General features: G+C 59.7%; 25 protein-coding genes. 8 read left to right on the top strand and 17 right to left on the bottom strand.

Translation table 11 applies throughout. The features are described 5' to 3' along the window. Nucleotides 1-89: 89 nt before the first annotated feature. The 7 genes from EQV97_RS15485 to EQV97_RS15455 all read right to left on the bottom strand — a co-directional run bounded on the left by EQV97_RS15485 (nt 90) and on the right by EQV97_RS15455 (nt 7,519). On the bottom strand, nt 90-872 hold the full coding sequence (locus tag EQV97_RS15485) for a MetQ/NlpA family ABC transporter substrate-binding protein (RefSeq protein WP_045061290.1): 783 nt from the start codon (nt 870-872) through the stop codon (nt 90-92). A 162-nt stretch (nt 873-1,034) separates the two neighbouring features. Next, complete coding sequence (locus tag EQV97_RS15480; protein WP_240889204.1) at nt 1,035-1,976, bottom strand: sigma 54-interacting transcriptional regulator; 942 nt, start codon at nt 1,974-1,976, stop codon at nt 1,035-1,037. Between the two features lie 55 nt (nt 1,977-2,031). Then, nucleotides 2,032-2,613, bottom strand: a complete 582-nt coding sequence (locus EQV97_RS15475) for an alpha/beta hydrolase (protein ID WP_122840775.1) — start codon at nt 2,611-2,613, stop codon at nt 2,032-2,034. A gap of 255 nt (nt 2,614-2,868) precedes the next feature. Next, nucleotides 2,869-3,270, bottom strand: a complete 402-nt coding sequence (locus EQV97_RS15470; RefSeq protein WP_003220570.1) for a biopolymer transporter ExbD — start codon at nt 3,268-3,270, stop codon at nt 2,869-2,871. Between the two features lies 1 nt (nt 3,271). Then, a complete protein-coding gene (locus tag EQV97_RS15465) occupies nt 3,272-3,997 on the bottom strand; it encodes a MotA/TolQ/ExbB proton channel family protein (RefSeq protein ID WP_205893928.1) in 726 nt (241 codons plus the stop codon). A gap of 44 nt (nt 3,998-4,041) precedes the next feature. Beyond that, the gene (locus tag EQV97_RS15460; protein ID WP_225569222.1) at nt 4,042-4,854 is read right to left on the bottom strand and encodes an energy transducer TonB; all 813 of its coding nucleotides are present in this window, start codon (nt 4,852-4,854) and stop codon (nt 4,042-4,044) included. Nucleotides 4,855-5,158: 304 nt separating this feature from the next. Next, the gene (locus EQV97_RS15455) at nt 5,159-7,519 is read right to left on the bottom strand and encodes a TonB-dependent receptor (protein WP_240889203.1); all 2,361 of its coding nucleotides are present in this window, start codon (nt 7,517-7,519) and stop codon (nt 5,159-5,161) included. Between the two features lie 165 nt (nt 7,520-7,684). On the opposite strand from EQV97_RS15455, the gene EQV97_RS15450 reads away from it, so the two are divergent. Then, the gene (locus tag EQV97_RS15450; protein WP_201148516.1) at nt 7,685-8,629 is read left to right on the top strand and encodes a LysR family transcriptional regulator; all 945 of its coding nucleotides are present in this window, start codon (nt 7,685-7,687) and stop codon (nt 8,627-8,629) included. A 128-nt stretch (nt 8,630-8,757) separates the two neighbouring features. After that, the gene (locus EQV97_RS15445) at nt 8,758-10,374 is read left to right on the top strand and encodes an alkaline phosphatase family protein (protein ID WP_240889202.1); all 1,617 of its coding nucleotides are present in this window, start codon (nt 8,758-8,760) and stop codon (nt 10,372-10,374) included. Between the two features lie 112 nt (nt 10,375-10,486). Here EQV97_RS15445 and EQV97_RS15440 read toward each other — a convergent pair whose 3' ends face one another. Next, on the bottom strand, nt 10,487-11,407 hold the full coding sequence (locus EQV97_RS15440) for a TauD/TfdA family dioxygenase (RefSeq protein ID WP_225571038.1): 921 nt from the start codon (nt 11,405-11,407) through the stop codon (nt 10,487-10,489). A 182-nt stretch (nt 11,408-11,589) separates the two neighbouring features. Here EQV97_RS15440 and EQV97_RS15435 point away from each other — a divergent pair, with 182 nt between their 5' ends. After that, nucleotides 11,590-12,510 carry a LysR family transcriptional regulator gene (locus EQV97_RS15435; RefSeq protein WP_225571037.1) on the top strand — a complete coding sequence of 307 codons (921 nt, stop codon included), beginning with the start codon at nt 11,590-11,592 and terminating at the stop codon, nt 12,508-12,510. 115 nt (nt 12,511-12,625) lie between these two features. Here the strand turns inward: EQV97_RS15435 and EQV97_RS15430 are convergent, their stop codons facing one another. Further along, nucleotides 12,626-13,639, bottom strand: a complete 1,014-nt coding sequence (locus EQV97_RS15430) for an ABC transporter substrate-binding protein (protein ID WP_122840783.1) — start codon at nt 13,637-13,639, stop codon at nt 12,626-12,628. A gap of 410 nt (nt 13,640-14,049) precedes the next feature. On the opposite strand from EQV97_RS15430, the gene EQV97_RS15425 reads away from it, so the two are divergent. Genes EQV97_RS15425 through EQV97_RS15415 form a run of 3 tightly spaced genes read left to right on the top strand, consistent with a single transcriptional unit; the run spans nt 14,050 to nt 18,082 of the window. Further along, the gene (locus EQV97_RS15425) at nt 14,050-15,645 is read left to right on the top strand and encodes an ABC transporter permease subunit (protein ID WP_240889201.1); all 1,596 of its coding nucleotides are present in this window, start codon (nt 14,050-14,052) and stop codon (nt 15,643-15,645) included. Then, entirely contained in the window at nt 15,642-16,457 is an 816-nt protein-coding gene (locus EQV97_RS15420; protein ID WP_240889200.1) for an ABC transporter ATP-binding protein, read from the top strand. Before EQV97_RS15425 ends, EQV97_RS15420 begins: the two co-directional genes overlap by 4 nt. A gap of 14 nt (nt 16,458-16,471) precedes the next feature. After that, the gene (locus tag EQV97_RS15415) at nt 16,472-18,082 is read left to right on the top strand and encodes an arylsulfatase (protein WP_240889199.1); all 1,611 of its coding nucleotides are present in this window, start codon (nt 16,472-16,474) and stop codon (nt 18,080-18,082) included. A gap of 121 nt (nt 18,083-18,203) precedes the next feature. Here the strand turns inward: EQV97_RS15415 and EQV97_RS15410 are convergent, their stop codons facing one another. Beyond that, on the bottom strand, nt 18,204-19,277 hold the full coding sequence (locus EQV97_RS15410; RefSeq protein ID WP_240889198.1) for a fatty acid desaturase: 1,074 nt from the start codon (nt 19,275-19,277) through the stop codon (nt 18,204-18,206). A 100-nt stretch (nt 19,278-19,377) separates the two neighbouring features. Between EQV97_RS15410 and EQV97_RS15405 the strand changes: the two genes are divergently transcribed. After that, nucleotides 19,378-20,382, top strand: coding sequence for an AraC family transcriptional regulator (locus EQV97_RS15405; RefSeq protein WP_225571031.1), 1,005 nt, complete (start codon nt 19,378-19,380; stop codon nt 20,380-20,382). 2 nt (nt 20,383-20,384) lie between these two features. Here the strand turns inward: EQV97_RS15405 and EQV97_RS15400 are convergent, their stop codons facing one another. Both EQV97_RS15400 and EQV97_RS15395 read right to left on the bottom strand, forming a co-directional pair. After that, complete coding sequence (locus EQV97_RS15400) at nt 20,385-20,750, bottom strand: response regulator (RefSeq protein ID WP_045059466.1); 366 nt, start codon at nt 20,748-20,750, stop codon at nt 20,385-20,387. A gap of 54 nt (nt 20,751-20,804) precedes the next feature. Further along, complete coding sequence (locus tag EQV97_RS15395) at nt 20,805-21,494, bottom strand: Crp/Fnr family transcriptional regulator (RefSeq protein WP_122840789.1); 690 nt, start codon at nt 21,492-21,494, stop codon at nt 20,805-20,807. An 84-nt stretch (nt 21,495-21,578) separates the two neighbouring features. On the opposite strand from EQV97_RS15395, the gene EQV97_RS15390 reads away from it, so the two are divergent. Next, a complete protein-coding gene (locus EQV97_RS15390) occupies nt 21,579-22,100 on the top strand; it encodes an Mpo1-like protein (RefSeq protein WP_122840790.1) in 522 nt (173 codons plus the stop codon). A gap of 101 nt (nt 22,101-22,201) precedes the next feature. Here the strand turns inward: EQV97_RS15390 and EQV97_RS15385 are convergent, their stop codons facing one another. The 5 genes from EQV97_RS15385 to oscA form a co-directional block, all read right to left on the bottom strand. Further along, nucleotides 22,202-23,191: a sulfate ABC transporter ATP-binding protein gene (locus EQV97_RS15385; RefSeq protein ID WP_045059469.1), complete on the bottom strand. Its 990-nt coding sequence runs from the start codon at nt 23,189-23,191 to the stop codon at nt 22,202-22,204. 3 nt (nt 23,192-23,194) lie between these two features. Further along, nucleotides 23,195-24,064, bottom strand: coding sequence for a sulfate ABC transporter permease subunit CysW (cysW, locus tag EQV97_RS15380; RefSeq protein ID WP_240889197.1), 870 nt, complete (start codon nt 24,062-24,064; stop codon nt 23,195-23,197). Between the two features lie 12 nt (nt 24,065-24,076). Continuing rightward, a complete protein-coding gene (gene cysT / locus EQV97_RS15375) occupies nt 24,077-24,895 on the bottom strand; it encodes a sulfate ABC transporter permease subunit CysT (protein WP_122840791.1) in 819 nt (272 codons plus the stop codon). A gap of 138 nt (nt 24,896-25,033) precedes the next feature. After that, nucleotides 25,034-26,047 carry a sulfate ABC transporter substrate-binding protein gene (locus EQV97_RS15370; RefSeq protein WP_122840792.1) on the bottom strand — a complete coding sequence of 338 codons (1,014 nt, stop codon included), beginning with the start codon at nt 26,045-26,047 and terminating at the stop codon, nt 25,034-25,036. Between the two features lie 98 nt (nt 26,048-26,145). After that, entirely contained in the window at nt 26,146-26,328 is a 183-nt protein-coding gene (gene oscA / locus EQV97_RS15365) for a sulfur starvation response protein OscA (RefSeq protein ID WP_007975618.1), read from the bottom strand. Nucleotides 26,329-26,459: the final 131 nt, after the last annotated feature.

Genomic DNA, 26,459 nt, shown 5'->3' with positions numbered 1-26,459 from the left:
CTGTCAGAGATGCTTTTCGGGGGCATAAAAAAACGCCGACGCTCTATCAGCCGTCGGCGTTTGCAACCGTAATGCGGTTAGCGGACAAATCAGAACGCAGGCAGTACCGCGCCGCTGTATTTCTTCGCAATGAAAGCTTTCACTTCGGGACTGGTCAACGCCTTGGCCAGCTTCTGAATGGCAACGCTGTCCTTGTTGTCCGGACGGGCCACCAGGAAGTTCACGTAAGGCGAATCGGCACCTTCGATGACCAAGGCGTCTTTAGCCGGGTTCAGGCCGGCTTCCAGCGCGTAGTTGGTGTTGATCATGTCCAGATCGACCTGATCCAGAACCCGCGGCAGCATGGCCGATTCGAGTTCCTTGAACTTGAAGTTATGCGGGTTCTTGGCAATGTCCTTCGGGGTGGCCAGAGCGTTTTTCGGGTCTTTCAACTCGATCAGGCCAGCCTTCTGCAGCAGGATCAGGGCACGGCCGCTGTTGCTGCCTTCGTTCGGGATAGCGATGGTCGCGCCGTCTTTCAGTTCAGCCAGGCTTTTGACCTTCTTGGAGTAGCCACCGAACGGTTCGACGTGCACGCCGATCACGGTCACCAGGTTAGTGCCTTTGCCTTCGTTGAAGCTGTTCAGGTACGGCAGGGTCTGGAAGTAGTTGGCGTCCAGACGCTTCTGATCGACTTGTACGTTGGGTTGAACGTAGTCGGTGAAGACCTTGATTTCCAGGTCCACGCCTTCTTTGGCGAGGGTCGGCTTGATCAGTTCCAGAATCTCGGCGTGTGGAACCGGAGTCGCCGCCACTACCAGTTTTTCGCCGGCCTGGGCCAGGCCCGCGGTCAGGGCAGCCGCCAATGCGGTGAACAACAGAACCTTTTTCATGCAGTGTCCTTATCGAAAATCGCGATCGTCATCGACGACGGCTATAGAGTACGAGTGCCAGTGAAGTGCTATCGCTGACGTGACGCGGACAATACCGGGATTTTTTATTCCTTAACAATATCTTTTATTCACTTTGATATTCCATTTTGTTCATACAGGAAATCACGCACTTTTCTGTAGGAGCACGCTTTGCTGGAGCAATAGCTTCAAGGCAGCCTTCTCGTTATCGGAACCCTTTGCGAGAACATGCCTGAGCTGCCGTTCAATTTGCTCAAGCGCACTCGGCACCGTCGGCAAATTCAAATGCTCCGGCAGAATCTCGTCGCCCGTACTGACCAGCAACGCAAAATGAATAACGTTCTCCAGCTCCCGGGTATTGCCCGGCCAACTGTGCTGCTCCAGCACTTGCTGCGCCGCCTCGCTGATCAACGGCACCGGCAAGTCCAGGCGCTGGCTATAGATGCCGAGGAAGTATTCGGACAATGACAGAATATCGCCCACTCGATCACGTAACGCCGGTAGCTCCAGCTGGCCTTCGCTGAGGTAGTGATACAAACGTTCGTGGAATTTCCCGGCAGCTACGGCTTGCGCCAGGTCAATGCTGGTGGCGGCCACCAATCGCACGTCCACCGGGCTTGGCTGATGAGCGCCCACGCGGGTGACCTCATGATTTTCCAGGGCCGCCAGCAATTTGATCTGAATAGGCAGCGGCAGGTCGCCGATCTCATCCAGGTACAAGGTGCCGCCGTTCGCCGACCCAAACCAGCCCGCGCGGCTGCTCGCTGCCCCGGTGTAGCTGCCGGCGGCGTAACCGAACAATTCGGCATCCGCATAGGTCGGGCTGATTGCACCGCAATTGACCGACACGAAAAGCCCGCTGCGATCGCTGGCGCGATGGATGTGCCGCGCCAGCAGCTCCTTGCCGCTACCGGTCTCGCCACGAATCAGCACGCAAATCGCACGCGGCGCCAATTGCTCGAGCTCTTGGCGCAACTGCCGCGAGCGTGGATCGACAAACACCAGCGCCTTGGCGCGGATACTCAGTGGGCTTTTTTCTGCGTCGGGGAAGGTCAGCAGCGGCTGACCGAAGGCTTCAAAACTCATGGCAGACTCCCGCCCAAAACCGCCGTAGGGCGGGGGCGTTAAAAAAGAGGAAAAATCAGGCGCGACGCAGGGCGTGATGTTCCATACGGTTCTGCAGGCGATACAGGTAGGCAAAACCCTGCTCCCAGCGCTGGTGGCCGGACTTCACATTGATGTGCCCTGCCCCCGCCAGGATCCCCGCCTCGGCGCCCCAGTTACGCGCCAGTTCCAGCGCTCGCGGGGCACTGACGGCACTGTCGTTGTCGGAGCTGACGACCTGACTCGGAAACGGCAGCAGGTCGGTCGGAATCGGTGCGAAGTTGCGCAAGGCGGGCACGCAGGCCGGACGCTCCACGTCTGCCGGAGCGACGAGCAACGCGCCGCGCACCTGACGCAAAAACTGCACGGGCGCGGCAGCCGCCCAATGGGCGACCGTGATGCAGCCCAGGCTGTGAGCAATCAGGATAACCGGCGTACTGTCCGCAGCAATCGCCTCGGCCAGCGCCGCGACCCAGTCCTCACGACGGGGCGTCAGCCAGTCGGCCTGCTCCACCCGTGCGCTGTTCGGCAAACTGTTCTGCCAGTGGCTCTGCCAATGATCATCTGGCGATCCTTGCCAGCCCGGCACAATCAGGTAGCGAATTGATTCGTTGCGCATGGGGGAACTCTCCTGCTGCGTGTCTGTTCCTGAACGAGTATAGGGAGTAGAGTTATATCCGTTAAGGAATAAGAAGCTATTTATTAAGATCACTATCGAATAACACCGTAGGAGCTGCCGCAGGCTGCGCTCTTTTGATCTTGTTTGTAAAAGACAAAAAAATCGCAGCCTGCGGCAGCTCCTGCGAGGTGTTTTTTCAGGCAAAAAAAGGGGCCGCACCCTGCCAAGGAGACGGCCCCGGAAAACTTGAATCTGTTAGCGAGCGGTGATCACCGATAGCTTGGTAATACCTGCCCGTTCAATCGATGCCATCGCCCGCGCCACTTCGCCGTAATTCACCCCGTCATCCGCCTGCAATTGCACGCGCACCTCGGGGTCCTTGGCCTTGGCCGACTTTAGGTTGAACTCCAGCAAATCAGGCTGGATTTCATCCTTATTGATAAACAGCTTGCCGGCGCCATCGATGCTCACCACCAGTGGATCTTTCTGCTCTACCGGCGCCACGGCTTCGGTCTTGGGCAGGTTGATCGGAATGGCGTTAGTCAGCAGCGGTGCGGTGACGATAAACACCACCAGCAACACCAGCATGACGTCTACCAGCGGTGTGACGTTGATCTCGCTCAGCACCTCATCACTGTCTTGCGTGGAGAAGGCCATATCAGGACGCCTCCTTCACTTTTTGCGCGTTGCCCGGCGCAGCAGCCTTGTGCGCCGTCGGGTGGACCAGCACACGGAACGAACTCTTTTGCGCCAGGCTGTAGAAGTCATGGGCGAAGTCGTCCAGGTCCGCCGCCGTCAGTTTCAGGCGCCGCAAAAAGTAGTTGTAAACCAGTACTGCCGGCACCGCGACGGCGATCCCCACACCGGTCGCAACCAGTGCCGCGCCAATCGGCCCTGCCACGGTTTCGAGGCTGGCCGAGCCTGCCGCGCTGATGCCTTTCAACGCTTCCATGATCCCCCACACCGTGCCGAACAAACCAATGAACGGCGACGTACTGCCAATACTTGCCACCACTGCCAGCCCGGTTTCCAGCGAGCGGCGCTCACGCACGATCTGCTGACGCAGGGCCCGCTCGAGGCGATCCTGATGGTTGATCGCCTGGCTCAGATCCGCCGCGTGTGGCGCTTCACCGACCTGGATCGCCGCGTAGCCGGCCTGAGCCACCCGCGCCGCAGCGCCTGGCTGGGTCTCGGCCAACTCCGCCGCTGAATCAAGGCTCGACGCCGCCCAGAACTGCTTGTGGAACTTGCGATCCTGCGCTTTCAGGCGGCCAAACTGCACGCCCTTGAGCAAGGCCAGGCCCCAGGTGGCCACGGAAAAAACCACCAGCAGCCAGATCACCGCGCTTTCGATGGACTCAAGTGGAGATGCCAATAACGTCATGATGAATTCCTCGTGTAAACGTTTCGCGTGAAATAGGTTTCTGTTTAATGAATCTTGAAATCGATGGGCACACTGACCCAGCCATCCTGGGCGACATCACCCTGCTTGGCGGGCACGAAACTCCAGCGTTTCACGGCGCTCAGGGCCGCCTCATCGAGGGCCTCGCGACCGCTGCTTTTCTGGATCTGGATCTCACCCGGCTTGCCGCTGGCGAGCACATGGACCCGTAACAACACCGTGCCTTCCCAACCGCGCCGCTGAGCCAGCGAGGGGTATTCCGGCGCCGGGTTTTTCAGGTACCCGGCGTTGGCCGATGCCGGCGTCACGGGTGCTGGCGCAGGGGGAGCGGGGGGCGCCGGGGCCGCAACAGGCGCGGCCGGCTGTGGCGGCGCTGGTGGTTGTTGAACCGCTTTGGGCACCGGCTTCGGAATCGGTTTGGCGACCGGTTTCGGCTTGGGAATCGGTTTCGGTGGTGGCGGTTTCACTGCCAGTTCGTCTTCAACCGGCGGGGGTGGCTCGACCACCTCTTGAACAGGTGGCGGTGGTGGTGGCGGCTCGACCACGGGCGGTGCCGGTTGCGAAAACTCGATGGTCATCGGCGGAATTTCCGGCGGCACCACCGGCAACACGGCGGTCGGCTGCTGGTTGACCCAATAGATCACTGCACCGTGCACGAGCAGTGCCAGCACCCCCAGCAAAATCGTTTCCCGGCGGCTGAGGATGCCCCTTGGGGCGCGCTGCAAACGCTGCTGCCCCAAAGGCACGCGATGTACCCGGCCGAGGTCGACCAACTCGCCACCTGGACCCTGGCGCCACAGCACCTCTTGTGCACTGGCGGCGGTCTGGACATTACCCATTGCTTTACTCCTGCGGTCTCTTTGCGAATAACCCGATAGGCCGGACCCGACATCCCCCGTGCGACGTATCGATGGGTGAATCATTGGGCTAGACGCTTATCTCTTAAAGTAATCTTTAAAGTTATGGATAGACCGAAAACGAATATGCGAAATCTTCGATGGCCTGTAGGCCTTGTTCTGCAAGGACTCCCGTCGACGGGCAGGCTCGCCATGCTTTTCAGGCATTAAAAACATTCCCTGCAAGCATGGTTTTTGGCGCCTTTTTCCAGCATTGATCAGCGACTGGCGCTGGTCTGCCGGGTTATCAGAAGTCATAACGGCCGGTCACACCTAAAGTCTGAGGCGTGCCGAGCAGGCCTTCATAACCGCCGTTGCCGCCGGTCCAGAGGGTGGAGTAATAGGTTTTATCAAAGGCGTTTTTCAGCCACAGCGAGACATCCCACTGGCCTTGCTTGAAGTCGCCGCGCAGGCCGGTAGACAGGTTGACCACGGCGTAGCTTGGGATCTGGCCGTAGTCAGAGTCTTCCACCGTGCCCACCGCTTTGGAGCGGAAGGCATAGCTGGCGGTGACGTACTCTTCAAAGCCGTTACTCAGGTTCCATTTGTATTCGCCGTTGGCGTTGCCGATCCATTTCGAAGCGCCGACAACCTGGTGTCCCGTGAGGTCGCAAGACGCAGGGGCGCCGGGTGCCAGGCTGACTTCAGGCGGGCACGGCGCATCTTTGTAGGAGAGGTAACTGACATCGTTGTACGATCCGTTGATGTTCAGGGTAAGGCCGCGCACGGGGATCAGTGTGCTTTCGACTTCAACGCCGCGCGAGCGCACGGAACCGGCATTGGTCAGGTACTGAACGCGGTTATCGGCGTCGTAGGCGTTGGTCTGATAGGCATTGACCTGGGTCCAGAACACGTTGGCATTGAGTTGCAGGCGTCGGTCCCACAGCGTGCTTTTGAAACCGAGTTCGGCGTTGTTGGCGCGCTCGGTACCGATCAGCAACGAGTCGGCACCCGCCGTTGGAGCGGAGCCCACTGCCAGGTTCACACCCCCCGATTTCTCGCCGTGGGACAACGTGGCGTAACCCAGCAGGTCGTCGTTGAAGCGATAGCTGAGGTTCAACAATCCCGAGGGGCTGGAGCTGTACTGGTTCAAATCGCCCGAGTCATAGGCCCCGGCGCGACCGCGTCTTGCCGTTGCCGCAGCGCCTGTCACTGCCGCACCGCCCTCTGGCGCGTCACGGGTCACCCACGCATTTTTCTGCTCATAGGTACCACGCACGCCGGCGGTGAAGTCCAGGCGTTCGCTCAGGTGCCAGGTGCCTTGGGCGAACAGCGCAAAACTGTCGGTCTTGATGTGGCCATTACCGACGCTGTTGACGTTGGCCAGTGCACCGGCTGGCGTGCCGTTCCAGATGTCGGCTTGCGGTCCGTAATTGGCGAAGGTTTTGTTGTCCAGGTCGTTGCCGAAGTAATACGCACCGAGCACGTAATCGAAGAATTCGCCTTTGGGCGAGGCCAGGCGAAATTCCTGGGAGTACTGTTTGTCTTCCACGGAAACCCCGGCGTTGTAAGTCGCCGCGACGTTCAGGCCGTCGTCGTTACGCGGGGTGAAATTCCACCAGCGATAGGAGCTGATGGACGTCAACGTGAAGTCACTCGGCAAGGTCCAGTTGGCCTCCACTGACGTGCCGCCCTGATGCACTGTGACGTGCTGATCGTTGTCGAGGTTGACCTTGCGGTGGGAGCCGTTGACCAGTGTGGCACCGGCCGCGTTGGCCCGCGCCTGATAGACATTGACGCCGTTGATGGTCGGGCCGGTGTTGTAGAGCACGCGCGTGCCGGCGCTTGAATCTTCTTCGTTGTAGTCACCGATCCAGCGCAGGTTGAACGATTCATTGGGTTTGAACAGCAGCTGGCCACGCAAGCCTTCGCGCGACCCGCCGTTCAAGTCGTGTCCATCGAATTCGTTTTTGATGTCGCCATCGCTGCGGGTGCGATAGGCGGAAAACCGCCCGGCGAGCTGGTCATTCAGGGGGCCGGAAACCGTGCCTTTGGTCTGGAAGTATCCGTCCTCGCCCACCGACGTCTCGATGCTGCGCTCTGGTGTGAACGTCGGTGCGCGGGTGCTGATGTTGATGACGCCGGCCGTGGTGTTCTTGCCGAACAGCGTGCCCTGGGGACCGCGCAATACTTCGAGCTGCTCGATGTCCATCAGGTCGAAGACCGCCATGCCCGGTCGTCCCAGGTAAACGTTGTCGATGTACAGGCCGACACTGCCTTCCAGGCCATCGCTGGCCGGGTTGTTGCCCAGCCCGCGAATCGACACGCTGGACTGGCGCGCATGCATGTAGGCGACATTGACGCTGGGTACCAGTTGCTGCAAATCCTGGATCCGGTAAACCCTTTGCGTCTCCAGCGCCTGGCCGCTGACCACACTCATTGGCGTCGGCACGTCCTGCGAACTTTCTTCGCGGCGTCGAGTGGTGACGGTCACGGTTTCCAGCTGTGAACCGTCAGCCGTGACTTTACTGGCAGGCGCCGGTGCAGGGTCCGCTGTTGCGGCGGCATAACCCTGGGTCCAACTGGCGCTCCCGGCCAGCAACAAGGCCAGGGGCAGGCGTTTGAGCCGTCGGGGGGCAAGGGGTGAAGCGAGGTTCAACGGACTCATGAAGCGGCTCCTGGTCAAAAATGCGCAATGACATTTCAACGACGCATATTCTTTAAAGTTATTTATTTATGTTTTTACAAACTTTTACTGCATAAGAGATAGCCTTTATAAGGAGTCGGCCTAATGCATATCCAATGCATTTACCCGATATTTTTTATGTGAAAAATGCATATCGACTTGCGTCAACTACGTCACTTCATCGCTCTGGCGGATCAGCGCAGCTTTGTCGCCGGCGCGCTGGCCGTGAACCTCTCGCAATCGGCGTTCAGCCGCAGCATCCAGGCCCTGGAACACAGCGTCGGGTGTCAGCTGGTAGATCGCGGACGTAAGGACCTGGCGCCGACCAAGCAGGGGCAGGTGCTGCTTGAGCACGCACGACGCCTGGTCAGCGGGGCGCAGCAGATGGCTAACGAGATCAACCAGTTCAATGGGCTGGAAGCGGGCGAGCTACGTTTCGGTTGCGGCCCGGCGCCGGCGGCGGGGCTGATACCGAGGGCGATCGGCAGCTTCATTGGCCGCTATCCGAAAGCGCGCGTGCAGTTTCAGGTGGATGACTGGCAAAGCCTGAGCAAGCGTCTGTTGAGCGAGGAATTCGAATTTTTTGTGGCTGACACCCGGCAATTCGAGGCCGACCCGGTTTACCTGACCCATCGCCTGCGCCCGCGTAAATGGCATTTCTGCTGCCGCGTCGGACATCCACTGGCGGGCCGCGACAGCGTCAGTGCAACCGAGTTGATGAGTTATCCGATGGCAGTGACTATCCGCCCGCCGAACCTGCGCAAGGTGATCGTCGACCTCAGCGGCCGCCCGGATTTCACGCCGAATGTGGAGTGCGAAAACAGCTACAGCCTCCTGAGCGTGGTGATGCGTTCAGACGCCATCGGTATTGTCGGCGCCTACGCTGATGCGCTGCATCACGCCAAGGGTGAGCTGGTGTGTTTGAAGGTCGAGGGGCTGGCTGATGACCTGGAGGAGATGTACACGCGCTATGGGATTGTCAGCCGGGCGGGGTATCGGTTATCGCCGCTGGCAGAGGCGATGATCGCGCAGATCAAAGAGGTTGATGAGCAGGATGAAGACGTCTATTCGCTGGAGAATCTTGCCGTTTGAAACACCGAACAAGGGCGGTGGACCGGCCAGCGTTGCAGCCACTGCATAAACTCCATTCCCCAAATGCACTTGCCTCGACCCCGTCCGAGCAGCGAAAAACCCCACCTGTCTTCTGATCGGTGGAACCCATGTCCAACCCCCAAACTACCGTAAACAACGTGCTGTACATCATGTGCGACCAACTGCGCCGTGATTACCTCTCATGCTACGGCCACCCGCATTTGCACACTCCCAACATCGACCGCCTGGCTGCCGCGGGCGTGCGGTTCAGTCGGGCTTACACCCAAGGCACGATCTGCGGACCATCGCGGATGTCGGCCTACACCGGGCGTTACGTCAGCAGCCATCAAGTGGCCTGGAACGCCGTGCCATTACCGCTGGAAGAGCTGACTATCGGCGACTACCTGCGCCCCCACGGCATCCGCACCGCGCTGGTGGGCAAAACCCACGCCACGCCTAACGTCGACGCCTTGCAACGTCTGGCCATCGCCCCGTCCGGCGAGCAAGCTGCAACGCTGAATGAAGTCGGCTTCGAGCCGTACTTTCGTCACGACGGGATCTTCCCTGATGATCCGTTGTTTGACGACAAGCGCGACTCGGCGCCTTACACCCATTACCTGCGCGGCCTTGGCTACGAAGGCCGTAACCCCTGGCACGACTGGGCCAACGCTGGCGAAGGTGCACACGGCGAAATCCTCAGTGGCTGGAAAATGCGCAACGCCCACCTGCCGGCACGTGTCCCCGAACAGCATTCGGAAACCGTCTACACCACCGACCGCGCCATCGACTTCATCAACGAGCAAGGCGCGCAGCCGTGGTGCCTGCACCTGTCGTACATCAAACCGCACTGGCCATACATCGCACCGGCGCCTTATCACGCGTTGTATGGCGCTGACGAGGTGATCGCGCCCGTACGCGCAGCCACTGGGGAGGCGAGCGATCATCCGGTGTACAACGCGTTTCGCCAGCATGAAGAGAGCCTGAATTTCTCTCGTGACGAGGTGCGCCTGAATGTCATTCCGACGTACATGGGGCTGATCAGGCAGGTCGATGACCAGCTCGGCCGATTGTTCGATTTTCTACAAAGCAACGGGCGCTGGGATGACACGTTGATTGTGTTCACCAGTGACCATGGCGATTTTCTCGGGGACCATTACCTGGGCGAAAAAGAGTTTTTACTGGAACCTGCCGTGGGCATCCCACTGATCGTTCGCGACCCGCGAGCCAAGGCCGATGTGACGCGAGGCTCGGTCGATGATCGCCTGGTGGAAACCATTGATGCGTTGCCGACGTTTCTCGATGCACTGGGCTTGCCGAGCGCAGAGCATCGGCTTGAAGGCCGCTCGTTGATTCCCTTGTTGCAGGGCATTGGAATTGAATGGCGCCGCTTTGCGATCAGCGAATACGACTATGCATTCCAGGCCCCGGCGCGAGAACGACTTGAGCAACCGATCGACCGTTGCCGCATGACCATGGTCCGCAGCGAGCGCTGGAAATACCTAGCGTATGACGGCTTTCGGCCGCAGTTGTTTGACCTGCTCAATGACCCGCAGGAGTTGCGGGACCTGGGCGCAGACCCGGCGCTTGCCTCGGTTCGCGAGGAGCATGCGGGGTATTTGTTCGAATGGGTGCGAGGGTTGAAACGCAGGACAACCATCAGTCACCAGGAGATTGATCTGCGCGGGCAGAGGTTTCGTTATGGCGAGCCGGAGACCGAGAAAATGGTGCAGATCGGGGTTTGGTAAAAAGCATCCGGGTTGAATGTTAAGCCGCTATCGCGAGCAGGCTCACTTCTACAAGGAATCTCCCGTGTTCACGAGATCCTGTGGGCGTGAGCCTGCTCGCGATGGCGTCGGATCAGACGCCGCCGATGTCCGGCCCCTTGGTCGTTTGGCTGCGCTGGCCCTGCACGCCAACCGGCACCTCTCCTTTCAATGTCACGCGACGGACCACACGGTCCTGTGTGCCGTAGTCATCCACCGCATAATGCTGGGTGGAGCGGTTGTCCCAAATGGCCACGTCACCGGCCGTCCACCGCCAGCGCACCGTGTTTTCCTGGCGGATCACGTGGCTTTGCAACAACCCGAATAGGTGCGCCGAATCTGCTTGCGAATAACCTTTGATGCGCTTGACGAAATGCCCCAGCAGCAGGCTCTTCTCGCCGCTGATCGGGTGCACCCGAACCACCGGGTGCTCGGTCTCGTAGACGGTCGAGGTGAAGATCTTGCGGTAGCGCTCCAGCTTCTCTGCCGACACGTCGGGCTTGGCGCCGGCGTAGTCATATTCGTTGCTGTGCACAGCCACCAGCTTGTCGGCCAGTTCTTGCAGCTGCGGCGTGAGTTCGTTGTAGGCCGTTGCGGTATTGGCCCACACCGTATCGCCACCGAATGCCGGGGCAACCACAGAGCGCAGGATCGAAGCCTTCGGGTAGGCCTCGACGAAGGTCACGTCGGTGTGCCACGAGTTGGCGCGCTGGCCTTGCGCGCCGTCCAGTTCCAGCAAGAAACGGGTGCCGTCGCGCACTGGAACGGTCGGGTGCGCCACCGGCTCGCCGAGCAGGTGTGCAAAGGCTTCCTGAGTCTGGTCGTCCAGATGCGACTGCTCGCGAAAGAAGATCACCTTGTATTGCACCAACGCCTGTTGAATAGCGTTGACGATGCTGGCGTCCAGTTCGCCGGAGAGTTGCACGCCACGTATCTCGGCACCGATCCGGCCGGCCACCGGATGGATTTCAAGCGCGTGAACATCGGGTTTCACAGCTAAAGCGGCATTGCTCATGGGTAGACCCTCATCGGACTGCTTACGGTTGAGCGGCAGCGAAACAACGCTCTATCTATATTCAATTTAGATCTAATAGATATGCACATGCTTCGTTGACGGAATAAGAGCTTGCATTTAAAACCTCAACCAACCCTCGTCGCAAATGCCTTCGAGCTATTTTTAGGATGCCGCAAAAGCATATGGATCTCCGCCAGCTACGCTACTTCATCGCCCTTAACGAACACCGCAGTTTCGTTCGCGCGGCCGACGCCATGGGCATCACTCAACCGGCGTTCAGCCGCAGTATTCAAGGGTTGGAGCAGGAATTCGGTTGTGTCCTGGTAGACCGCGGCAACAAAGACTTGCGCCCGACGCCCGAGGGCCAGGTGGTGCTGCAACATGCGCTGACACTGGTGCAGGGCGCCGCGCTACTGAGCGCTGAAGTGACGCAGATGACCAAGCTCGACGCCGGTGAACTGCGCTTCGGCTGCGGCCCGGCCCCGGCGGTAAAGCTGGTGCCGGATGCAGTGGCGCAATTCATCAATGCCCACCCGAAAGTGCGTACCTGTTTTCAGGTGGATAATTGGGAAAAACTCAGCCGCGCCCTGAGCCGCGAAGAGATCGAATTCTTCATTGCCGATATTCGCCATTTCGAGGCCGATCCGAACTTCCAGACCCAGGCGCTGACGCCCAAGCGCGGGGTGTTTTTCTGCCGTCCGGGGCATCCGTTACTGGCCAAGGAAAGCCTGTCGACCAACGACATGTTCGACTACCCGCTGGCGACCACGCTGATACCGCCGGGCATTCGTAAACTGCTGGCAAACCTCAGTGGAAGGACGGATTTTTCCCCAAGCATCGAAACCGAGCATTTCCCGGCACTGGTAAAGATCGTGCTGCAATCGAACGCCATTGGTGTGGGAACTCAGGAGGCGTTTGTCGAGGACATCGCCAAGGGTTCTCTGGTGCTGCTGCACTGGCGCAATCTGCCGCAGAACATCGAGACCCTCAATGCACGGTGCGGGATTGTGAGTCGTACGGGGTTTCGGTTGTCGCCAGCGGCGCGGGCGATGATCGAGACGTTGGTGGCGGTGGATAAGCAAGAGATGAGTGTCGCGGTTTAGGGCCTCATCGCGGGCAAGCCCGGCTCCCACAGTTGTCCGAGTTCCATCAGAAGGAATACGGTCAACTGTGGGAGCCGGGCTTGCCCGCGTTGAGGCCAGCAAGAACACTGTGGATTCAGAGCTGGGCAGCGGCCATTTGCGGCGCCACCCAGTCACTCACCTTGAACGGCTTACGAATCAACCTCTGCTGCGAAGCCAGATCCACTGAGTCCTGCAGTTTGCCCAGGAACACCGGGTCCAGCGTCGAGGGGAACACCTCGCTCAACTTCTGATCTTGCAAATCCTGCGTGAGAATAATCGAGGGGTAACTCGCCAGCCGCGACACCAACTGAATGTACGCATCCTTGTTGCTGTCCTGAGTCAGCCACTCCACCGCTTGCTGCTGGGCTTTCAACAGCTTGGCGACCACCTCGGGGTTCTCGTCGACAAATTTACCAGTGCCAACCAAGACACTCTGAATGCTGCCTGCGCCACCCAGGTCCTTGGTATTGAGCGGCAACTCGGCCAAGCCTTTCGCTTGCAACGAGGTCAATCCGGAACTGCCCCAGGAGGCATCGATCTGTTTGGCCGCCAACGCTGCCACGGCGCCGTTGAAGTCCAGGTTGATGACTTTCAGGTCCTTCTCGCTCAAACCCTGGCTGGCCAGCGCCGCGTCGAAAGACAACTGGGTAGCGGTGCCGCGGAAGATCGCCACGCGCTTGCCCTTGAGGTCTTGCAGCGACTTGATTCCCGAGCCGGGGACTACGCCCAGGTACTGTTTCACGCCGCGAGCAGAAGCGCTTAGCAGGCGTGTGTCCAGGCCATTTGACTTGCCGATGATTGCCGCCAGGTCCCCGAGGTAAGCCAGGTCCACCTGACCATTTGCAACCGCTTCGTTGATCACGGGCCCAGCGCCCTTGAAGAAATTCCACTGAATCCTGATGCCCTGGTCGGCGAAGGCTTTTTCGAAGATCTGCTGGTCGCGCAGCACGTCCACCACCCCACCACCACTGTGCTGCGTGCCCGCACTAAGGTCTGGCACTGCAATGCGGATTTCCTTGAGCTCGGCGGCGTTGACGGTGAAAGCCATCAGCCCCGCCAAAGCCGGTGCGGCGAATAGGCTGATGACTCGTTTGAAGGGAATGGTCATGGGTGCGGCTCCTGATGACGACAGCATTGAGGCGCTGAAAGTAGGCTGAATCCTGACCAGCACTTAAATACTATAAATTCACATTTTTAGATCATTTAGACCTAAGCGAGCAATTACGGGCGCCCTGGATCGATATGCATAGAGAGCATCAAAAATATTCTTCGAATGCATTGGATGCGTGGGGCCTGCAAGCCTTAAATGGTCTCGCTTATCTCTTAATAGTATTGATTTGATTATTTATATAACAATTTGTGTTGGGGCTGCATCGCCAAGATCGCAGCCTTCGGCAGTTCCTACGGATGCATGTCGAGCCCCTACGGACGCACGTCGATCCCCTGTAGGAGCTGCCGAAGGCTGCGAGCTTTTGATCTAGATCCGCGACCCGATAAAACCGACAACGGAGGTCATCCATGGCCCGTGTATCCCTGCTGAGCCTGCCGCTTGCCGCTGCGCCACTCAATGGCCGTCTTTGGCCAACACTGGGCCAGCGTGTGTGGCCCTGGATAGTGCCCTTGAGCCTGTTCGCCCTGTGGTGCCTCGCCAGCCGCAATCACTGGATGAGCGAGCAGATTCTGCCGGCGCCTTCGCTGGTCTGGAGCAGTGCCATCGAACTTGCACAGGGCGAACTGTGGAGCCATTTGTGGATCAGCCTGCAGCGCCTGTTCTGGGGCCTGCTCGCCGGCATCACTGCCGGCGCTGCATTGGGTGCCGCGCTGGGGTTCAGTCAACGTCTTGAGCGCTTGGTGTTCCCGACCTTCGCAGGTCTGGCACAAGTCCCGACCCTGGCGTGGATCCCGCTGTTCATGGTGTTTTTCGGGATTGGCCAGGTACTGAAACTGGTGGTGCTGATCAAGGCCATCGTGGTGCCGGTGACGCTGCACACGCTGGTGGGTGTGCGTGATGCCCAACCCAAATTACGTGAAGCCGCTGCCGTACTGCGATTACCCCCCCGGCTACTGATCCGTCGTCTGGTGCTGCCTGCCGCACTGCCGGCATTCATGGCGGGCGTACGCCTGGCACTGGCCGCCGGGTGGACGTCATTGCTGGCGGTTGAATTGCTCGCCTCCAGTGAAGGCATTGGTTACCTGATGGTGTGGGCACGGCAGTTGTTCATGCTCGACATCGTGTTTGTCTGCATCGTGGTGATTGGCCTGGTTGGCGTGATCATGGATCGCGGGATCGGTCTGTTGGACAAGAAGCTGGTCCACTGGCCGCACCCGGCCACGGCGGAGATCCGCAGGGGTCCGAGGTATCAGGGCTGGCAACGTCTACAACCCTGGTTGCTGCCTTTTGCGCTAGTGGCCTTGTGGCAATTGACCACGGAACAACAGTGGGTCGACGCCAACATCCTGGTCAGTCCGCTGGCAGTTCTGGCCACAACCGTTAAGGGTTTGCTCGACGGTACGCTGATCAGCGGCATGGCCCTGAGCCTGGGTCGAACACTTGGCGGCCTGGTGCTGGGCGGTGGGCTGGGATTTGCGCTCGGTTTGCTGCTGGGCCTGTCGCGCAACAGCGAACGCGTGCTCGGCCCGACCCTCGCCGCGATCCGCCAGATTGCGATTTTCGCCTGGGTGCCGTTGCTCACCGCGTGGTTCGGTCTCGGGGAATCGGCGAAGTGGGTGTTTGTCGCCCTCGCCGCGTTTTTCCCGCTGTTTATCGCCACTCAACGCAGCGTCGCCAATCTCTCGCCGCAACTCAATGAAGCCGCTCAAGTGCTGCGCCTGAACCTGCGCCAACGCTTGCGTCGACTGATATTGCCGGGGGCTGCGCCGGGGATTTTCGCCGGGCTCAGACTGAGCCTGATTTACGCCTGGCTCGGCACCATCGGCGCTGAATACTTCATGCCGTCCAACGGCGGTATCGGCAGCCAGATGATCGGCGCACAGCAACTGCTGCGCATGGACCTGATCATGGCGGGCATGCTGCTGGTCGGCCTGACCGGTGCGCTGCTCAATCTCATTGGCCAACGCCTCGAAATACGCGCTACTCGCTGGAGACACGCATGAACGCACCGATTGTCAGCTTCAACAACGTGGGCAAAACCTTCGATGTCGACGGCGTCGAACTGGAGGCCATTGGCGAATTCAACCTGGACATTGCCGAGGGCGAATTTGTTGCCATCGTCGGTTCCAGCGGCTGCGGCAAATCCACGTTGCTCAGGCTCCTGGTGGGCCTCGACACGCAGTTCCGGGGGCAGATCAGCGTGGACGGAAAAGCCGTGACCGGCATCGGTGGCGAGCGCGGCATTGTCTTCCAGGAACATCGCCTGTTTCCGTGGTTGACGGTGGCCGACAACATCGGCCTCGGCCTGGTCAACGAACCACTGAGCACCGAACAGAAGCAAAAACGCATCAATGACTTTATCGAGTTGGTGGGCCTGACCGATTTCACCCGCGCTTACCCGCATCAGCTGTCAGGCGGCATGGCACAGCGTGTGGCCATCGCCCGCGGACTGGTGGCCAGCCCGCGAATCCTGCTGCTGGACGAACCCTTCGGCGCCCTCGACGCGCTGACCCGCCAGCAGATGCAGGACGAGCTGTTGACGATCCGCACCCGGGCCAGAATCACCACCATTCTGGTCACTCACGATGTCGAGGAAGCGATTTTCCTCGCTGACCGTGTCGTGGTCATGGAGCCCCGTCCCGGGCGGATCAAGCAAGTGGTCGACATCGCCCTGCCGCATCCGCGCCAGCGCAGCAGTTTCGACTTTCATCAACTGCGCGAAGAGCTGCTCTACGAACTGACCAGCGACGGCCATTACCAACCACCCGTACCGGTGCAGGTACGGGACCTGCCGCTGTCCTTCATTGCCTGCTGAACAGGAGATTTTCGATGCCGCAACGTCCCAATTTTCTAGTGATCCTGGCCGACGACCTGGGCTTCTCCGATATCGGAGCCTTCGGCGGCGAGATCGCGACACCGAACCTCGACGCCCTGGCCAGCAACGGCCTGCGCCTGACCGATTTTCATACCGCACCCACCTGTTCGCCGACCCGTTCGATGTTGCTGACCGGCACCGACCATCACATCGCTGGCATTGGCACCATGGCCGAGGCGCTGACCCCGGACCTGATCGGCAAACCGGGTTACGAAGGCTATCTGAATGACCGAGTCGTGGCACTGCCCGAGCTGCTGCGCGAGGCGGGTTACCAGACCTTGATGAGTGGCAAATGGCACTTGGGCCTGACCGCAGAGCTGGCGCCGCACGCACGGGGTTTCGAGCGCTCGTTTTCACTGTTGCCCGGCGCCGCCAACCATTATGGCTTTGAGCCGACCTATGACGAGCAAACCCCTGGCCTGCTGAAGTCCACCCCGGCGCTGTACATCGAGGACGACACGTTCATCGACGAATTGCCGAAGGATTTCTATTCCTCCGATGCCTTCGGCGACAAGCTTCTGCAGTATCTCAAGGAACGTGACCAGACCCGGCCGTTCTTCGCTTACCTGCCATTTTCCGCGCCACACTGGCCGTTGCAGGCACCGGTCGATGTAGTCGAGAAGTACCGCGGCCGCTATGACGCAGGCCCCGAGGTACTGCGCCTGGAACGACTGGAAAAACTCAAGGCCCTGGGGTTGATTGAGCCGGATGTCGAGCCCCATCCGTTAATTGAGCTGAGCGCGCAATGGGATGCGTTGAGCGACGAGCAACGACAGATCTCCGCACGGGCCATGGAGGTCTACGCGGCGATGGTCGAGCGCATGGACTGGAACATTGGACGCATCGTCGACTACCTGCGCCAGCAAGGGCAACTGGACAATACGTTCATCCTGTTCATGTCCGATAACGGTGCCGAAGGTGCGTTGCTGGAGGCGTTTCCAAAATTCGGTCCGCAATTGCTGACTTATTTGAATCAGCATTACGACAACAGCCTGGACAATATCGGCCGTGCCAACTCCTACGTCTGGTACGGGCCGAATTGGGCGCAGACAGCCACTGCCCCTTCGCGCCTGTTCAAGGCCTTCACCACTGAAGGGGGAATTCGTGTGCCAGCGCTGGTGCACTATCCGCAACTGCCACTCAAGGGCCAGATCAGTCATGGGTTTGGCACGGTGATGGACATCACGCCGACCATTCTCGACCTGGCTGGCGTTCGCCATCCCGGCAAGCGCTGGCGTGGCAAGTCAGTGGCAGAAGTTCGCGGCAAATCGTGGCTGGGATTTCTGTCGGGCGAGACCGCGCAGGTCCACGACGAGCACACGGTGACGGGATGGGAGTTGTTCGGGCGCCGGGCTATTCGGCAGGGGCAGTGGAAAGCGGTTTTTATTCCAGGGCCGGCCGGGCCGGCAACCTGGCAGCTGTATGATTTGGGCAGTGATCCGGGGGAAATTCATGATTTGGCGTTGCTTCTGCCAGAGAAACTGAACGCCCTGATCGAGCATTGGCAGAAGTATGTCGATGAGACCGGGGTGATATTGAGTGAGTCGCCTTTCCAGCCGGAGTGATTTGTTGCCTGACGCACCGCTATCGCTGGCAAGCCAGCTACCACAGTGGATCTCGATCGTTCACAGATTGTGTGTTGACCACCGATTCACTGTGGGAGCTGGCTTGCCAGCGATGAGGGCTTCAGACCCGTAGACCCTCCACGGTTTGCCCCTGAACTTCTTCCTTGCGCACAAATCGGTTAGCCCGTTTGAACGTCCCGAAATCATTGAACCGCACCCCCATCTCGCGCATGACCTTATGCGCCACCGGCACCGTCATCTGGCGAATGTAGAAAGGCTCCTTCACCACAAAATGATGAACCCCGTGACTGCTGCCGAAGTTGAAGCAGAACGCCTGCATCGGCCACATCCACCAGGGATTCAGTACCTGTGTCTGCTGCATCACATTGCCCGGCTCCACATCGCCGTAGTAGTGCATGTTCGAGCTGACGAAGTGCAGGCAAAAAGTACGCAGTACGTTCGGCCCGATGATCACGACAGCGGCAATATCGATCACCTGCATCACTGACAACGTGGTGGCCGACCATACAATGGGGGCGCCCGTCAGATGTGCGACGCCATTGGCTGCATGAAACCCGAGAAACACGTACCAGGCGCCCCAGTGCACCAACGCCAGCGGCGCATACACCTTCAGCGTGCGCTTGATGATGCTGGATTTATGCGCCCAGGTTTTGGCCCGCAGCATGCGAATGAACGCCGACATGATGTTGTCGCCGATCATCAGGAGTCGCGCGAAACCCCAAGGCTCGCCGTTGGTGATGGCACGCTCTTCCATATCGGTTTCCGTACCGGACACCTTGTGGTGATTGAGGTGCAGGTGGCGACGGATCCACGGGTTGATCGTGCTCGGCCGCGCCAGCCACACCAGAGCCATCATCAGGTTGTGCGGGATGCGCTTCTTGCGAAAATACATGCTGTGGATCAGGTCGTGTTCCAGTTCGTGGGTCAGTGAAGCGAAAAATGCGTTGAGCAGCAGGCACACCCACCAGGCCATATGACCGTTGATGTACAGCGCTGCAGAACCGATCATCCCGGCCAGGGCAAAGGCCAGAATGCCCGCGCCCAAGGCGTCTTGATGATGGAGAATCGGATAGCGCTGACGCAATTCGACGCCCTTGGCCAACACCACTTCGCGTATGTGCGCTGATCGTTGGGATGCATTCAGTCGCTGGGGACTTGCAGAAGTACGGTCCATGCTTCCATCCTCTGGTTATCGATGTTCGCATCCTGCCTTGCGAACCCTCGCAAGGCGGTAGCCGTGAACGCCAACCTGTTGACCGGAAGCGCCAATCAGCATGACTGAACCGACCTCCCTCGCCAGTTGGACCCGTGCCCTGCGCAAGCAACTGGACGCATTGGGCCTCGACAGCACCGCCCTGTGTCACCAGGCGGGGCTCGACCCGCTATGGATGGACGACCCTAACGCCCGTTATCCGTTGTCCGGCACCACTCGGCTGTGGGAACTCGCCGTGCAGGTCAGTGGGGACCCGGCGATCGGCCTGCGGGTTTCACGCTTTGTCAGTCCCACCACCTTTCACGCACTCGGGTACGCGCTGGTGGCCAGCGGTAGCTTGCGCGAAGTGTTCGAACGCATCGTGCGCTATCACCAGGTGGTCAGCGACGCCCTTGAACTCGAATTGACCCGTGGCGAGGATCGCTATCGCTTCCGCCTGAAAGTCCCGCCGGGCAGCCCGGCGCCGGCCTATGAAGCCATTGATGCCTTCACTGCGATTTATGTGCGCACCTGCCGTAACCGCCTCGGCCGCGAATACGCGCCGATGGCGGTGTACCTGCGGCGCCCGGAACCGGCTGATGCGCACCAATGGCACAAGGTTTTCCGCTCACCGGTGCACTTCGCCGCCGACGAGGATCGCCTGGAGTTTTCCCTGGAGGACTTTGAAAGCCATCTGGACGACGCCAACCCGGAGCTGGCCGAGCACAACGAAACCGTGCTCAAGCGCACCCTGGCGCAACTCAAGCCGCTGACCTGGGAACGCAAGGTCCGTGACGCCATAGAAGAACAACTGCCCGAAGGCGAGCCCAGCGCCGAACACATCGCCCACACCCTGCACTTGAGTTTGCGCAGCCTGCAGCGGCACCTTGCAGATGAAGGTTGCCGGTTTGACACGTTGCTCAACGAAAGCCGCGAGAACCTGGCGTTGTTGCACCTGCGGGACCCGCAATGCTCATTGAGCGAGATCAGCTACCTGCTGGGGTTTGCCGACACCAGCAGCTTCAGCCGCGCCTTCAAGCGTTGGACCGGGATGACACCGGGGCAGTTTCGCGATGGGTTGCGGTGAGGTTAACGCCCACGATCCCGGCGCAACAATTTGCGCACCCGCGCCACCAGGTCACTCACCTTGAAAGGCTTGAGCAAGTAGTCTTCTTCGTGCAGTTCCAGCCCCCGCAGGCGGTCTTCGATACCGTCCCTGGTGGTGAGGAATAACACTGGCGTGTCGCCGAGTTTGCGGATCTGTTGCTGCAGCTGCCAGCCGTTGAGGCCCGGCAGCATGACGTCGAGGATGATCATCTCGTACGCGCCGGACTCGATAAAACGTCGGCCGTCCATCCCGTTCAGCGCTACATCGACCGTATAACCCGCTTCACCCAGGCCGTTGGCCAGGAGTTTGGCGGTCTCCGGCTCGTCTTCTACTAACAGCACACGCATGGCACACCTCATTTGTCGTCGCTACAGGCTATGCGCGTTCGGGGACAAAACCCACTAAAAGATGACCGCCAATGCCCGCAGCCGCTCGGCATCGGTAATTTCTATCTCGCCGTACCTCAAGCTGACGATGCCCTGTCCTTCCAGCTCCTTGAGCAACTGGTTGGTCGTCTGGCGCGAGAGTGACAGCATCGACGCCAACTGCTCCTGTGGCAGGTGCAGCACACGACGTGGCGGATCGATTTCGCCATAGCTGTCGGCGATCATCAGCAAGCGGTGCGCCAGGCGTGCCGGGGCCGGCAGCAGGCTCAGCTGTTCGAGATTGATAAAGGTCAGGCGCAGTTTCTGGCTCATGAGCAATGCCAGTTGCCGCCAATACAGAGGCTGCTCATCGAGCATCGCCAACAGCGCCGTCTGGGGGATATGCAGCAGGGTGCACTGGCCCAGGCCAAATGCGTCATGGGTGCGCGCCTGCCCATCGAACAGGCAGATTTCACCGAACCAGTGCGGCTGCTCTACCAGACTCAACAGCGCTTCCTTGCCCTGCTCGTTAACCGCGCCGATGCGCACGGCACCTTCGAGCACCGCGTACAGCCCGCATGGCGGGTCACCACGTTTGAACAATCGCTGCCCCGCAGACAAGCGTCGCAGCCGGGCCGCTGCCAGCAGACTATCCTGTAGAGGAGCAGGCAGATGACTGAACCACTGGCCGTTCAGCAAACGCGCACGCCAGACCTGCATGTCCATGAAAACTCCTCGAGATTGTCGCCTGGCTGACAGAGCAAAAAATCCAACCGGTGGATGATCACTCACCCTACAGGAGGAATAACAATGAAAAAAAGCCTGGTTGACCACCTCAGTCAATATGCCGCTTATCACCGCGACCCGAGAAACATCGCCAGTCATTTCATCGGAATTCCGCTGATTGTGGTCGCGGTAGCGGTGTTGCTGTCCCGCCCGCAATGGGCTGGAGGCTGGCTTTCGCCGGCGGTGCTGGTGTCGCTGGCGTCGGCTTGGTTCTACCTGCGCCTGGAACTGCGTCTCGGGCTACTGATGACGGTACTCCTGGGTTTGTGCGTCTGGGCCGGTCATGTGTTGGCCCAGCAAAGCACCCTGGTGTGGCTGGCCAGCGGCATCGGCATGTTTGTGGTGGGATGGGCGATTCAGTTCGTCGGCCATCACTACGAAGGACGCAAACCGGCCTTTGTCGATGACGTGACGGGGTTGATTGTCGGGCCGCTGTTTGTGGTGGCGGAGTTGGCATTTTTGCTGGGGCTGCGACATGACCTGAAAGAGCAGATCGAGGTGCGTGCGGGGGGTGTGCGTCTGCGTCAGAAAAACGCGGCGGCGTAGATCGCTTTCGCGAGCAAGCCCGCTCCCACAGGGGATTGGTGTTGAACACAAACTTGTGACCAACCTCAAACCCTATGGGAGCGGGCTTGCCCGCGATGCTTTTAGATGTTGGCGAGTTTCTGCCAGACCTTCGGCTTGAAGAACAGCGTCTCCCCCTTCGCCAACCCGGTGAGGCTGTCGTGGTCCTTGACCACTTCCGCTTCGATCAGCTCGCTCTGGCCTTCGACTTTGAGCGTCACCCGGGTCGTCGCACCCAGCGGGCGGATATCGCGCACTTCGGCCGCATGGTGATCCTCCAGCTCATGGCGCGACAGCGACACTTCGTGGGGACGGAACAGCACGTGATTGTCTTCGCCCAGGTGCAACCGGTTCGAATCCCCCAGGAAGTGGTACACGAAATCGCTGGCCGGGTTCTCGTAGACGTCACCCGGTGAGCCGATCTGCTCGATCACGCCCTTGTTCATCACCACGATGCGGTCGGCCACTTCCATGGCTTCTTCCTGGTCGTGGGTCACGAACACCGATGTCAGGTTGATATCTTCGTGCAGGCGCGCCAACCACCGCCGCAGTTCCTTGCGGACCTTGGCATCGAGGGCGCCGAACGGTTCGTCGAGCAGCAGGACTTTGGGCTCTACCGCCAGGGCGCGGGCCAGGGCAATACGCTGGCGCTGACCTCCGGAAAGCTGTTCCGGATAACGATCCGAGAGCCAGTCCAGCTGCACCATGTTGAGCAATTCGTGAACCTTGACCGCGATCTGGCTTTCGCTCGGACGCTGGTTTTTCGGCTTCATGCGCAGGCCGAACGCGACGTTGTCGAACACCGTCATGTGGCGGAACAGCGCGTAATGCTGGAACACGAAACCGACGTTACGATCACGCACGTCGTGGCCGGAAACGTCTTCACCGTGGAACACGATATTGCCCTGATCCGGCGTCTCCAGGCCGGCGATGATCCGCAGCAGAGTGGTCTTGCCGCAACCGGAGGGGCCGAGCAGCGCCACGAGCTCACCGCTCTGGATGTCCAGACTGATGTTGTCCAGCGCCTTGAACGCGTTGAAATTCTTGCTGACGTTACGCACTTCGATCGACATGAATTATTCCTCCGCGGCGCTGGCGCGCAGGCGGTTAATACGATTTTCGCTCCACTGCTTCAGCAGCAGGATGAAGAGCGCCATGATCAGCAACAGGCTCGCTACCGCGAACGCGGCCACGTGGTTGTATTCGTTGTAGAGGATCTCGACGTGCAACGGCAAGGTGTTGGTCACCCCGCGAATGTGCCCGGAGACCACCGACACCGCACCGAACTCACCCATGGCCCGTGCAGTACACAGCACCACGCCGTAGATCAGGCCCCACTTGATGTTGGGAACGGTGACGTGCCAGAACATCTGCCAACCATTGGCCCCCAGCAGCCTGGCGGCTTCTTCTTCCTGAGTGCCTTGCTCCTGCATCAGCGGGATCAGTTCGCGCGCCACGAATGGCACGGTGACGAAGATCGTCGCCAGCACAATGCCCGGCAAGGCGAAGACGATCTGGATGTCATGATCCTGCAGCCACGGCCCGAACAGCCCTTGGGCGCCGAACATCAGCACGTAGACCAGGCCGGCGATCACTGGCGAAACCGAGAAAGGCAGGTCGATCAGGGTCACCAGCATGCTCTTGCCACGGAATGAGTATTTGCTCACGCACCACGCGGCGCTGACACCAAACACGACATTCAGGGGTACGGAGATCAATACGGCAATCAGGGTGAGCTTCAGCGCGGAGAGCGCATCAGGCTCGAAGATCGCGGTGAAGAATGCACCGATACCCAATTTCAAACCCTGGGAGACCACGATGATCAGCGGCAGCAACAGGAACAGGGCGAACACCAGCCAGCCGAGACCGATCAGCACCCGACGGGAACTGGCACTGCCACGACGGGCAGCGTTCGAGGAAGCAGCAGCAATAGACGATTGGGACATGTGTGCGCCTCCTTATGGGGTTTCGATACGGCGTTGCAGCAGGTTGATCAGCAGCAACAGGACGAAGGAAACCACCAGCATCAACACACCGATGGACGTGGCGCCGGTGTAATCGTACTGGTCGAGCTTGACCATGATCAGCAACGGCAGGATTTCAGTTTTCATCGGCATGTTGCCGGCGATGAAAATCACCGAGCCGTATTCGCCAACCCCACGGGCAAAGGCCAGGGCAAAGCCGGTCAGCCAGGCTGGCAACAGCGCTGGCACCAGGATATGGCGAAACACCTGCAGGGGTTTGGCACCCAGGCACGCCGCAGCTTCTTCGACTTCACGAGGGATATCGGCCAATACCGGCTGTACCGTACGTACCACGAATGGAAGCGTAACGAATGTCAGCGCGAGGGTGATGCCCAGAGGGGTGTAGGCGATCTTGAAGCCGAGGTCTGCCGCCAGTTGGCCAACCCAGCCATTCGGCGCGTACAGGGCAGTCAGCGCGATGCCGGCGACGGCGGTCGGCAGGGCGAAGGGCAAGTCGATCATCGCATCGATGATCTTGCGCCCCGGGAAGGTATAGCGCACCAGCACCCAGGCCAGCAGCGTGCCGATGATGCCGTTGATGATCGCGGCATAGAGCGCAGTGCCGAAGCTCAGCTTCAACGCCGCCAGCACTCGAGGCGCGGAGATGATTGCCCAGAACTGATCCCAGGTGAGTTGAGCGGCGTGCACGAACATCGCCGCCAGTGGAATGAGCACAATCAGGCTGAGGTACACCAAGGTGTAGCCCAGCGTCAGCCCGAAGCCGGGTATGACGGGGGAGATACGACGCGACATAAAAGTCCTTGGTTAAAAACGCATCAATGTGGGAGCTGGCTTGCTCGCGAAGAGGAAGAATCAGTCAACATCCCTGTCACTGAAATACCCTTCGCGAGCAGGCTCGCTCCCACATGTTGGGGCTCGTTTCGAGTGAGATTACTGCGCCTGATAGATCTGGTCGAACACCCCGCCATCATTAAAGAATTTCGGTTGGGCAGTTTTCCAGCCGCCGAAGTCTTTGTCGATGGTCACCAGCTCCAGTTTCGGGAACTGCTGGGCATACTTGGCGGCGACTTCCTTGTCACGTGGGCGGTAGAAATTCTTCGCTGCAATTTCCTGGCCGGCCGGGCTGTACAGGTGCTTGAGGTAGGCTTCGGCGATCTGCTCGTTGCCCTTTTTCTCGGCGTTCTTGTCGACTACAGCCACTGGAGGTTCGGCCAGGATCGACAGCGAAGGCACGACGATCTCGAATTTGTCGGCGCCGCCATCTTCCTTCAGAGCCAGGAACGCTTCGTTTTCCCAAGCCAGCAACACGTCGCCCTGACCGTTGTTGACGAAAGTGATGGTCGAACCGCGAGCGCCGGTGTCCAGCACAGGGACGTGCTTGAACAGCGTCTGCACATATTCCTTGGCCTTGGCTTCGTCACCGCCGTTGGCTTTGAGGCCATAAGCCCAGGCCGCGAGGAAATTCCAGCGAGCGCCGCCGGAGGTTTTCGGGTTCGGGGTGATCACCGACACATCATTTTTGACCAGGTCGCCCCAGTCCTTGATGCCTTTCGGGTTGCCCTTGCGCACCAGGAACACGATGGTCGAGGTGTAAGGGGTGCTCGCCTCCGGCAGACGCTTCTGCCAGTCGGCTGGCAGGGTCTTGCCAAGCTTGGCAATTTCGTCGATGTCGCCGGCCAGGGCCAGGGTCACGACGTCGGCACGCAGGCCGTCGATGACCGCACGGCCCTGCTTGCCCGAGCCACCGTGGGACTGCTGGATTTTCACCGAATCGCCGGCGTGGTCTTTCTGCCAGAATTTGACGAATTCCGCGTTGTACTCCTGATACAGCTCGCGAGTCGGGTCGTACGACACGTTAAGCAGTTCGTAATCCTTGGCAACCGCGGAACCAGCAAAAAGGGCACTGGCCAGGGCGGCCAAAGCGAAATGACGAATCGACGACATGGTGAAAGCTCCTGGAATTCTGATTGTGTTGGCTTTTTTTGGTTTTCTGGAATCGCGGCGCGGCTTAAACATCGTTCGGCCAAGCGGGTGATCGGTGATCAGCCCGGCTTGTTGCCCGGCTGCTGCAGACGGAATTTTTCCTTGCGTTCGATCTGCACGACCTGAGCGTTGTGCACAGTGATTTCCACTGCCCCGAACCGCAGGTCGCGCAGTGCGCTCTGGATCTCGCGCAAGATGGTTGCTTCGTCCTGGCCGTCAACGCTACGTAGGGATGCGCTCATGGTGCTGCTCCTTCGACTGAGAGGTTGCCTGGCAGTGGCGGCACTGCTTGCGGCGTGGGACCAATAGTAGATAGGTGCGGATATTCTTAAAAAGACTATTTAAGAATGTTTATATAACCAGAAGTGAACTT

Source organism: Pseudomonas sp. TMW22090, assembly GCF_022496665.1.
GTDB lineage: Bacteria > Pseudomonadota > Gammaproteobacteria > Pseudomonadales > Pseudomonadaceae > Aquipseudomonas > Aquipseudomonas gregormendelii.
This window is presented reverse-complemented; position numbering and strand designations above follow the sequence as displayed.